The 11,181-nt window shown below is 34.0% G+C and carries 10 protein-coding genes; 6 read left to right on the top strand and 4 right to left on the bottom strand.

All coding sequences use genetic code 11. From position 1 onward, the window contains the following. The first annotated feature begins 132 nt into the window (after positions 1 to 132). From LUU93_RS04340 to LUU93_RS04360, 5 genes are all read left to right on the top strand, one after another. Positions 133 to 2,502, top strand: a complete 2,370-nt coding sequence (locus LUU93_RS04340) for an FdhF/YdeP family oxidoreductase (RefSeq protein ID WP_232678677.1) — start codon at positions 133 to 135, stop codon at positions 2,500 to 2,502. A gap of 78 nt (positions 2,503 to 2,580) precedes the next feature. Next, on the top strand, positions 2,581 to 3,162 hold the full coding sequence (locus LUU93_RS04345; protein ID WP_232678680.1) for a Crp/Fnr family transcriptional regulator: 582 nt from the start codon (positions 2,581 to 2,583) through the stop codon (positions 3,160 to 3,162). 122 nt (positions 3,163 to 3,284) lie between these two features. After that, positions 3,285 to 3,887: an isochorismatase family protein gene (locus LUU93_RS04350; RefSeq protein WP_232678682.1), complete on the top strand. Its 603-nt coding sequence runs from the start codon at positions 3,285 to 3,287 to the stop codon at positions 3,885 to 3,887. Positions 3,888 to 3,947: 60 nt separating this feature from the next. Further along, positions 3,948 to 4,682, top strand: coding sequence for a pirin family protein (locus tag LUU93_RS04355; protein WP_232678684.1), 735 nt, complete (start codon positions 3,948 to 3,950; stop codon positions 4,680 to 4,682). A gap of 2 nt (positions 4,683 to 4,684) precedes the next feature. Next, on the top strand, positions 4,685 to 5,176 hold the full coding sequence (locus LUU93_RS04360; RefSeq protein WP_232678686.1) for a cupin domain-containing protein: 492 nt from the start codon (positions 4,685 to 4,687) through the stop codon (positions 5,174 to 5,176). A gap of 235 nt (positions 5,177 to 5,411) precedes the next feature. Here the strand turns inward: LUU93_RS04360 and LUU93_RS04365 are convergent, their stop codons facing one another. The 3 genes from LUU93_RS04365 to LUU93_RS04375 form a co-directional block, all read right to left on the bottom strand. Beyond that, the gene (locus LUU93_RS04365) at positions 5,412 to 6,413 is read right to left on the bottom strand and encodes an NADP-dependent oxidoreductase (RefSeq protein ID WP_232678688.1); all 1,002 of its coding nucleotides are present in this window, start codon (positions 6,411 to 6,413) and stop codon (positions 5,412 to 5,414) included. 1 nt (position 6,414) lies between these two features. After that, positions 6,415 to 7,203: an SDR family oxidoreductase gene (locus tag LUU93_RS04370; protein ID WP_232678690.1), complete on the bottom strand. Its 789-nt coding sequence runs from the start codon at positions 7,201 to 7,203 to the stop codon at positions 6,415 to 6,417. A 125-nt stretch (positions 7,204 to 7,328) separates the two neighbouring features. Continuing rightward, positions 7,329 to 7,919 (bottom strand): TetR/AcrR family transcriptional regulator, encoded by a 591-nt coding sequence (locus LUU93_RS04375; RefSeq protein WP_232678692.1) that lies wholly within the window; start codon positions 7,917 to 7,919, stop codon positions 7,329 to 7,331. A gap of 426 nt (positions 7,920 to 8,345) precedes the next feature. Here LUU93_RS04375 and LUU93_RS04380 point away from each other — a divergent pair, with 426 nt between their 5' ends. Next, positions 8,346 to 9,428, top strand: a complete 1,083-nt coding sequence (locus LUU93_RS04380; protein ID WP_232678694.1) for a pentapeptide repeat-containing protein — start codon at positions 8,346 to 8,348, stop codon at positions 9,426 to 9,428. Between the two features lie 580 nt (positions 9,429 to 10,008). Here LUU93_RS04380 and LUU93_RS04385 read toward each other — a convergent pair. After that, the gene (locus LUU93_RS04385) at positions 10,009 to 10,530 is read right to left on the bottom strand and encodes a hypothetical protein (protein WP_232678696.1); all 522 of its coding nucleotides are present in this window, start codon (positions 10,528 to 10,530) and stop codon (positions 10,009 to 10,011) included. Positions 10,531 to 11,181 lie beyond the last annotated feature (651 nt).

The raw sequence follows: 11,181 nt of genomic DNA on the forward strand, positions 1-11,181 counted from the left end.
TAAACAAAAGCTATGTTTTTATATGTTAAAATAATTACACCCAACGGGTTAAAATAAGAGTTTTTTATATAATTGATATTAAAATTATAATAACAAAAGCCTTTACAAATAAATTAATTAATTGCAAAAGTGATGGAAAAAGATAAATCCCCAAAAGACATCGACGCTAAAATTACGAGAGAACCAGATGCAGAAAATCCATATAAACTTTCAGATCTTAAGCTGACAAAAGTTGGAAAATGGGCTGCCGGCGTTCCTGGTGTAGTGGCCGCTTTTAGCGATCTTATCGAAGAAAAAACGGTTGTTCGCGGGACAAAGGCTTTATTTAAGATGAATCAGGCTGGTGGTTTTGATTGCCCGAGCTGTGCATGGCCTGATCCCGATGATGAGCGATCACCTTTAGGAGAATACTGCGAAAACGGCGTTAAAGCTTTAGCTGAAGAAGCGACTACAAAAAAAATCACAGCTGACTTTTTTAAACAAAATTCTGTCTATGACCTTGCCAAATTAGACGATTTTCAAATTGGAAAAATGGGAAGATTGACCGAACCTATGTACCTTCCTAAAAATGGCACACACTATGAACCTATAAGCTGGGATAATGCATTCAAAAAAATAGCAGAGCACCTCAATGCATTAGAATCACCAGATGAAGCCGCATTTTATACCTCAGGAAGAACAAGCAATGAAACATCATTTCTTTATCAGCTCTTTGCTAAAGAATTTGGTACCAATAATATGCCAGATTGTTCTAATATGTGCCATGAAACATCAGGATCTGCTTTAAGGACTACAATCGGAATTGGAAAAGGAACCGTAACACTGGATGATTTTTATGATACCGATGTAATCGTAATTATTGGTCAAAATCCCGGAACCAATGCACCAAGAATGATGACTGCATTAGCAAAAGGCAAAAAAAACGGAGCAAAAATTATTGCTGTAAATCCATTGCCGGAAGCTGGTTTAATGGGTTTTCATAATCCACAGGAAATTAACGGAATTATAGGAAACGGTGTCAAACTAGCCGATCTTTTTCTTCCTGTAAAAATAAATGGAGATATGGCACTGTTAAAAGCCCTTGAAATTATATTATTTGAATTGGAAAATAAAAATCCCGGAAAAGTCTTTGATTATGATTTCATCAAAGAAAAAACTACCGGATACGATGCTTTTCTAAAACAGTTTGAAGATTATAATTTAGAGGAACTTGTCCAACTTTCGGGTGTTTCTAAAGAAGCACTTTATGAAGCTGCAGAAATCATCGCTTTCAAAAAAAGAATTATTGTCTGCTGGGGAATGGGACTTACACAGCAGCCCAACGGTGTAGAAATGATTAGAGAAATTCTTAATATTCTGCTGCTTAAAGGAAGTATCGGTAAACCCGGTGCAGGCGTCTGTCCCGTTCGCGGTCATAGCAATGTTCAGGGAAACAGAACCATGATGATTGATGAGAAACCTACTAATGAACAACTCGACCGCCTTCAGGCTTATTTTGGTTTTAATCCTCCCCGTAAACACGGATATGATATTGTAAGGGCCATTAAAGCCATGAAGGAAGAAAAAGTAAAATTACTATTTTGTATGGGAGGTAATTTTCTATCAGCAACGCCGGATACAACTTATACAGCAAGTGCGTTAAGAAAACTGAACTTAACTGTAAATGTATCTACAAAACTCAATCGCAGCCACTTGATTCATGGACAGGAAGCCATCATTTTGCCTACTCTATCCCGAAGCGATATTGATATCGTGAATGGTGAAGCACAATTTATAACTACAGAAAACTCAATGGGCGTTGTACAATCATCAAAAGGAATGCTCAAACCTGTATCTGATAATCTTATTAATGAAACTCAGATTGTGTGCAGAATGGCTATGGCAGCTCTGGGAAATAAATCGGTTGTTAACTGGCAGCGATATCATAATAGTTATGACGATGTGAGAGACGCCATTGAAAAATGTATTCCCGGTTTTGAAAATTATAATTTCAAGGTACGGCAAAAAGGAGGTTTTTATTTGCCTAATGCGGCACGCGATGGAAAATTTATCACTAAAGATTTTGGAGACCGTGCACCATTTACATTAACGGCAATACCCAAAAATGAACTTGCCCCAGACGAGTATATGATGGCAAGTACCCGGACACACGACCAGTTTAATACCACAATTTATGGTCTTGATGATCGTTATCGCGGTATAAAAAATGAACGCAGGGTAATATTTATGAACCAAAAAGATATCGAGCAGGCGGGATTCAAGTCCGGCGATAAAGTCGATTTATTTAACTACGATGATGATATCGAAAGAATTGCCCCTTTGTTTATTATTGTTTCATATCAAATCCCTGAGAAAAACGCTGTTACTTATTTTCCCGAAACAAATGTTCTGGTTTCTGTTAATAATGTTGTCAAGGATAGTAATATGCCGGCCTCAAAATATGTAAAAATTAAAATTAGAAAACATGATCCTAAAATTTATGAAAGAATAAATCGATTGTAACATATCCAACCACTCTAAGATTCTTTAGCCTTTTAAAAATATAAAATTTAGTACCTTTATTTAAAAATATTTAAAGCTATGTATGAACAGCTTTTCAGCTATATCAGCAGGTACAGCGAATCTCCTCTTACCGAGGAAGATGAAACATTAATAAAAATATCTCTGAAACCTGCTAAATTAAAAAAGAAGGAGTTTTTTCTGGAACAGGGAAATGTCTGTCAGTTTACTGGTTTTATACTAAAAGGTGCTATGAGGCAATTCAGCATTGACAGTGCCGGTAATGAGCATATTATTCAGCTGGCTCTTGAAAACTGGTGGATCGTGGATCGTGAAAGCTATCTTATGAAAACACCTTCTGTTTATAATATTGATGCATGGGAAGATACAGAACTCCTCGTGTTAGAAGCTGATGATCTGCAGCGTCTCCTTGAAATACCTGCAATCAAGGAAATGTTCTGGAATATGAACCAGAACAGTTTTATAGCTTCCCAAAAAAGATTGAATAACTCCATTGCCCTTCCTGCAATGGAAAGATATGAGCAGTTATTAAAAAGTTATCCTGACTTTGTACAGCGTTTTCCCCAGCATATTATTGCTTCTTATCTTGGTATCAGCAAAGAAACCCTCAGCCGGGTACGCAGTAAATTATTCCAAAAATAACATTTGCCTCTGTTCTAAACTTTCTAATGTTCTTTATTGACAAATGTCATCGTTTTCTGCTCCAGAGCTGAAATAACTTTGCCTTATAAATCAGTAATAAAATTTATAAAACATTAGAAAAAATGAAACAGTTTACAAAAGATGATACCGTAATGTTATTAATAGATCATCAAACAGGCACACTTAATTTTGCAGCTAACAGACCACATGAAATGATTGTGAGCAGAACAAGAGCATTGGCTAAATTTGCAAAAGCTTTAGACATTCCGGTTGTTCTTACCAGCAGTCAGGAAGATCATGCACAGGGACCATTAATTCAAGATTTGCAGGAACTGCTTCCTCAGGAATTTGCAGACAGGGTAAAAAGAGAAGGAATCACAAATGCATGGGACGACGAGAATTTTAAAAATGCCGTTCTAAAAACTGCTGCCGGAAGAAAAAATGTAATTATGGCAGGACTTACCAATGATGTATGTATTGTATGGCCGTCAATTTCGATGCAGGAAGAAGGATTTAATGTTCAGGTCGTTCTTGATGCAGGCGGATCTCCTTCACAAATTGCTGATGATATTGCACAGCAGACATGGGAAAGCCAAGGTGTAAGAACTACAACTATTAACCAGATAATATCTGAAATGGTACACAATTGGGCAACAGAAGACGGACAAAAAGTACTTCCAATTCTTTTTGAAGAAGTAATGTCTAAAGTAGGACAGTTCTCTTAATTACCAGCTTACATAATAGAAGCCGGATATTGATGTCCGGCTTCTTTAAAACAAAAAATTATGATACAGAAAATAAACAGTTCCATGTTTATCGGACACGGGCCAATTAAAGTATTGTATCCCGGATCGGCGGTTTCAAATACTGATACCGGAATAGGAAGTATTGGACGAATTGACCATCCTGAAATTAACAGCAATACGGTTATTAAAATGCATCCTCACATTAATGATGAAATACTTTCTTATTTTAGAACAGGTGAAGCAGAACACAGTGATTCAGAAGGATTTGTTAAGATAATTGGCAGAAAGACACTAATGCTGATGAAAGCCGGCAGGTCATTCTTCCATGAAGAAAAAATAATGGGACAGCAGGAAACTATGGAAGGACTTCAGATTTTTATCCGTCCCCAAAAAAAAGATCTTGACCCTGAAGTGGTATTCTTAGAACTGGACAGCCTGCACAGTGAAAACAGCTGGCGTTTAATTGGATCCCCCAATCCTGAAACTAAATTTCAATTCAGCAGCCAGACCTGGATTTACGATATGAAACTCCTTAGCGGCAGCACTTCTGAAATTCCTGAATTTCCAAAGAAAAACCTTACTGCACTTTTGTATGTTTTTCAGGGATCGGTACAGGTAAATGATATTATTGCTCTTAATAAAAAGGAATGCATCGTATTTAAAGATGAGCCTGTTTTCATAAAGGCTTCAGAAGATGCTGAACTGGTTTTATTCTTCACTGATGAGCAGGCAGAAATATATAAGGATGGAATGTACAGCGGAAATCAAATATAATTATGAATACAACTATCCAGATTATCAGTAAAAATGAAGGGGAAAGATTAGCAGTTGCCGGAGGCAATTACAGAATTATAATTTCAGGTGAGCAGACCAATGGTGATTACGCCGTTATTGAAATGACAGTTCCCCCAGGCGGGGGACCGCCTCCGCATGCACACCCAGAAACCCAGGAAATGTTTCATGTACTGGAAGGAGAACTCGAATTTAAAACTGAAACCGGAAAACAGATTGTAACCCAAGATGGTTTTATAAATATCCCTTTTGGAGGAGCCGTACACTGCTTTAAAAATATTTCAGAAAACAACGCACGTCTCTTATGTACTGTAGTACCTGCAGGTTTGGAGAATTTATTTCAGGAAATAGGTATTCCCGTAGAAGCCGGTGAATTCCTGCCCATTCCTGAATTGACAGAAAAACGCAGGGAATTTTTAAAAGAAATAGATATTAAATACGGCCAGAGAACATATCCGTCTAATTATTTAGGGTAACAGTTCTTAATAATACTAAAACTTCTAAGTATCATCATACAGCACTTTTAATTTAAAACAAGCATTCGGTTTTGGTCTAAATCAGTTAAATCCCATCGCCGAATTTAGATCATAATGATCTTCGTTAAAACTACTTTACAGGGCTACAATAAATGAAAATCATCTATAACTATTCAGTAATTTAAGTACTCGTTTTAATTAAAAAGTGTTGGCCTGTATATTTAAAAGAAGATTATTATTTTATTTTAACCACTACTTTTCCTTTCGCACGCCCGCTTTCTACATACGATAATGCTTCGTTGGTTTTATCAAATGGAAAAATCTTATCTATTACCGGTTTAATTATATCAGCTTCAATCAGCGCTGTAATTTTGCTTAACTGCTGCCCGTCTGCCTTCATAAATAAAAAAGAATACTCAACATTTTTATTTCTTGCTTTTTTGCGAATTCCTGAACTTACTAAAGAAAGAATAATTTTGATGAACCACGGAGTTCCAATTTCTTTTGCAAAATCAGGAGTCGGCGGTCCGGTAATAGAAATAAGTTTTCCTCCCGGTTTTAATATTTTAAGTGATTTTTCGAGTGTTTTTTGATCCTGGCTGTTTAGCACCACATCATAATCACTCAAAATGTTTTCAAAATCACTGTTTTGGTAATCAATAATAATATCAGTCCCCAAATCTTTAAGTAAATCGAAATTTTTTGCGCTCGTTGTCGAAGCAGCCACAGCACCTAAATGTTTGGCCAGCTGAATTGCTAAAGTTCCTACACCTCCGGAACCAGCCTGAATGAATACTTTTTGCCCTGCTTTAATTTGGGCCCTTTCTATCAAAACCTGCCATGCCGTAAGCGCTGCTAAGGGAATAGATGCTGCTTCTTCCATTGAAATATTTTTAGGTTTAAGCGCCGCATCTTTTTCATCTATGGCAATAAACTCTGCAAATGTACCTATACGATGATCAGCCGGTCTGGCATAAACCTGGTCGCCAATTTTAAACTTCTTTACATTTTTACCGGCCTGTACTACTACTCCGGCAGCATCATGCCCCAAAATTAACGGCAGTTTATAAGGCAGGATAAGTTTAAATTCTCCTGATTTTATTTTAGAATCTAAAAGATTAATTCCCGCTGCATGAACTTCAACTAAAATATCATTATCCTTTAGTTTTGGTATTGGCATATCAGCATACTGCAGGCTCCCTTTTTTATTGTACTTATTAATTATAAATGCTTTCATCTTATTTGGTATATAATTTTATGGATGGTTTTAAACCCGGGTAAATCTTTTTAGGATTTACTAAATCAAAAGCTATTTTTGGAAAAAACCTGCTTACGATATATAATGCTTTTGTGTCTCCGGCGCGAATAGTAAACTGGTCTTTTTTTATCCCTTTAATAAGTGTTTTTACCAATTCTTCCGGAGCCATTTTTTTATCAGTTCTTTTTGCTGTCATCTCAGTTTCAACAACCGGAGGCAGTAACTCAAATACTTTTACAGTACTGTTTATTATTTCCAGGTTCTTCCTAAGCAGTTTAGTATAAAAACTTAAGGCCGTTTTTGTTGCAGAATAGGTTGGCTCTTCTAAGGCTGGTACCAGACTTAAAATAGATGTGGTATTAATAATTGCACTTTCTTTTCTGGATTTCAACATATCGATAAAAAGATTAGTAAGCCTTATAACACCAAAATAATTTACATTCATTTCGTAAACGGCGTTCTTTAAAACTTGGTCATCTGCAATACCAAGATTAAGAGCCGGGCTTCCAACTCCTGCATTGTTATACAAAACATCAATTCCGCCTAAAGAAGTTACTTTTTCTAACAGCGACTGTGCATCATTTTCATTTTCAACATCACTTTTTATAACTGTTAATGCCGGAAGCATTTTTTTAGCAGCATCTAATTTAGCCTGATTTCTCCCTGTAATTATTACATTTGCCCCTTCAGCTAAAAACTGTCTGGCTGATTCAAGCCCAATTCCGGAAGCTCCTCCGGTGATTAATATTGTTTTCCCTTTTATATCCATGTTAATTTTAAATTTTAGTATTAAATTATTTATTCTTGTATCGTTTCTAATTAAAAATTTTAAATAATTATACTTTTTAGTCTATTTTAAAATATACTTTTTAGTTTATTTTTAAGTAAAAAAAATTAAATTGAGTATTGTTCTAATTCAGACTTTAGGTTTTTAATCAGCCCCTGCATAGGCTTTGCTGTATCCATCACCCTGCACATTATGATTCCACCTTCAATTGCTGCTACCATTTTAAAAGCAAAAACACCAGCATCAAGTTCATTAGAAAATTCACCTGAAGCAATTCCCTGCTGCAGCAATGCGGTAAGCTCTTCCTGACCGGCTCTTAATATTCGGGCAATTTTTTGTTTTACAACTGGGTAATTATCATCCGATTCTACAGCATTATTAAATATTGGACATCCCCCGGGAATTTGTGTATCAATCGGATTTTTATAAAAATCCATAAATGCAAATATTTTACCTTTTGCCGTTTTACCTTTATAAACTGCTGCCCTGATTTTGTCCGAAGTTATCTTTAGCGCCAGGTCAATAACTTGTTCAGAGAGATCTTCTTTATTTTCAAAATGACCATACAAACAGCCTTTTGTCAGCTTTGTCGCTGCCAGTACATCATCTATATGTACACCAGAAATACCTTTTTCATTGTAAAGAGGTACTGCTGTTTCTAAAATAAACTGCTTGGTTTTTTCTGCTTTTGTTAACATCACACTTAAAACAATAATTACAAATATACTAAAAAGTATATTTTAAACTAAAAATAATAAAGTTTTTTTTAATTTAAGAAATAGTATATCGATCATAAAATGATTTGGGCATCCCCATACTTAATTTCAAAATCCTGAAAATGTGCTGACGAATCTGGTTTTCTTTATTTCCTAATAAGGTATTTTACTTATTTCTGTAATGCTAAAATCAATTAAGATATACTTTCAGATATCCAACTCAATGTTTAAATTTGATACTGAACATTATTAAAAAGATAATCAAATTCATATATACCATTGATAATTGTTGAATAACAACTAAAAGTAGCGTAAATACAACTATAAGTTTTTGTTTTTTTTTGATTCTGGAAAAGGACGCAAATACCTTTGTAGTGTCGAAAAAATAAATATAAAAAGATAGTACTTATGTTAAACACTAAAATGATTGGCAATAAAATTGCCGAAGCGAGAAAGAAAATAAATATTTCTCAGGCCCAGCTTGCTCAACGTTTATTTATTAGTTCACAAGCTGTGGGAAAATGGGAACGCGGAGAATCAATGCCGGACATTACTACTTTTAATCGTCTTGCAGAAATCCTGAATGTTGATCTTAATTACTTTTCAGAAAACTTTCAATCTGAAAGCATTGTAACTGCTGCTGAGCCTTTTTTGGATAAACAATCGGATGAAATACCATCAGTAAAAAAGAAAAAAACACTGAGCTGGAATATGTCAAGCGGAAACTGGGTAGACGCTGACTTTTCGGGATTGAAAAACCTGCATGAAAAATTCAGCTCGTCCAATATGCAGCGCTGTACTTTCATTGGTTCAGATATGTCGGGGCTGCTGCTTAAAAATAATAATGTTGATCACTGCGATTTTTCAGATTCTGATATTAGCAGCAGCGATATCCAAAATTCAAATTTAGCAAACAATATATTTAAGGATTGTTCACTGAGAAAAACTGAATTTTCAAGAAACTATATAAAAGGCTGTGATTTTTCTCGTGCTAATTTTATTGAAGTGAATTTTCTAAAAAGTAATTATATTGATAACTGTAATTTTTCAGATGTTGATATCAGCAGCGGCCACATTCAAAGTTCTGAATTATCAAACAATATATTGAAAAACTGTTCTTTGAAAGATACTGAATTTTTAAAAAGCCATATCGAATCCTGCGATTTCTCTAATGTGAATTTTACAGGAGCGGAGTTTAAATCTGGTACCTTCGTAAAGAATACAATAACAAATGCTTTGTGGAATAATACCTCTTTTATTGGAATGCAGATTGACAGTATGGTTTTTGACGGCACATTAGAGGATTGTTATTTTGAAAACTGCGACTTTAAGAAAGTAATATTTCAGAATGTAATCCTTAATAACACTTTCTTTAAAAACAATAGTTTGAAACGAATCAAATTTGTAGACTGTCAGGCAGATCGAATCACCTACGAATTTCTAAAAAGCGAAAAAGCAGATTTGAGTGGTATCGAGCTGCTGGTTTCATAAAAAACAAAATCAATTCAATAAAACGTAAAGTTTTTTATGAAATACCTTCATGTTTTTTACTTTTTTAGCTTCTGATAACAATAATAAAAAAAAATATGCAGCATTTTTAATGCTGCATATTTTTTTATTTAATTCAAGTTGCTAGTTTAATAAATAAATTGGCTCAAAAAAAGTTTAATCCCTACGGGACAAATCTGCAGTATGTTTTCTTTTGGTTACCGATATGAAATCTCTACGAGATAATTTAAATGTGACTGAATCTTCTGTCTACAACTCCGTTAGGAGTTAAATATCGGTAGAAAAGATATTTCCAAGAATTTCAAATGTCCCGTAGGGCAATGTCATTAAGTTAAGCTTTTAGAAAATAAAATTATTGCAAATCAAATCCGTGTTTATCAGCGTTTTTACGAAGTAAATCTGTTTTATCAGCGTCTAATTGTGACGCTGATAAAACAGATTTTTCTAATTACTTTCTTAATTAAACTGTTAAGTAATTTTATAGATTTCCTCTTAACTTAATGACATTGCCCGTAGGGACTACACTTTATTAACTAGCAGCTTGAATTATTTATTATATAAATTAAGATCCTTTGGTATTAGTAATACGATTAGATAAATTTAAAAGAAGGTTAAAAGCAATCAGGAAACAAAGTATGCCTAAAATGGCAATCCAGAGATTAGCCGTTTCTGTTTTATGTTTTACACTATCGTTTTTATTCTTGATCGCAGTCATATTCAATTTCATAATCTGAAAAATATCCTGGCGAATTTGGCTTTTCAGGGTCTCATCTGTCCAGTTCTTTTTTAAAGAATCAAATTTTTTCTGCAGACTGCTCGTTACTTCATCTTCACCAGCTTCTGTAATGTTTCCCTTTTGTCTGGTAAGATTATCTTGAAATACTGCTATTGTTTTTTCTTTATCCGAATTAGTTTCATCTAACGAAAGGAGCATGTTCCTGGAATATTCGAGCGTGTTATAATTAGCCTTCAAAATATCCTCAGTATCGTTTTCGATCGAAAAATTATAGTATGCACTCACCAATGAAAGAAAAATAATCATTAGAAAAAGCAAACCAGCTCTTAGATTTAATATTATTTTCATTTTTAGAATTATTTTAAACTATCCGTTGTTACTTTGTTATTTTCTTTTTTAAGTCAGTATAAAAAACTGAATTTCAATAAATTATTAACAAATTCTAATTTACGACTCTTAAGTTTTAAATCCTAATTTAAAACTCCTTACTTTTCTTCTCTATTTTTTCATCTATACTATTTGGGAGATTAGCAAAAGGGCAATAAAGAAAACAATGGTAAACACCATTAAGTTAATAACCCTGTCTTTATTCTGTATAGATTTATTTGACATATATAGTTTTGTAATCTCTTTATTTCTTGTTTTATTTGTTTTCATGTTAGTTTTAAATTAACTGGCTTGATTTTTCTCTAACAAAAACAAATGGTGTGCCTTAACATTTTAAAACAACACAAAACATTGACTAACAATAAAATATAAAAACAGAATTATCATACTACTTATAAATTCCTATCAAAATGATATAAATACTTATCAAAATGATAAGATTACCCACCAAAAATGAGAAGGAAAGAAATCAAATGAAGGGTCAAAAAAAAGAGGCTGTCTCAAAAGGACAGCTTCTTTTTTTTGGTAAAAACAAGATTGTCCACTAAAAACATTAATTCAGGTTTTTCGGATTCCACTTTCAAGATAATTTTTTATTTCTTGCTGATTTTA

It is taken from the genome of Flavobacterium soyae (assembly GCF_021245985.1).
GTDB classification, from domain to species: domain Bacteria; phylum Bacteroidota; class Bacteroidia; order Flavobacteriales; family Flavobacteriaceae; genus Flavobacterium; species Flavobacterium soyae.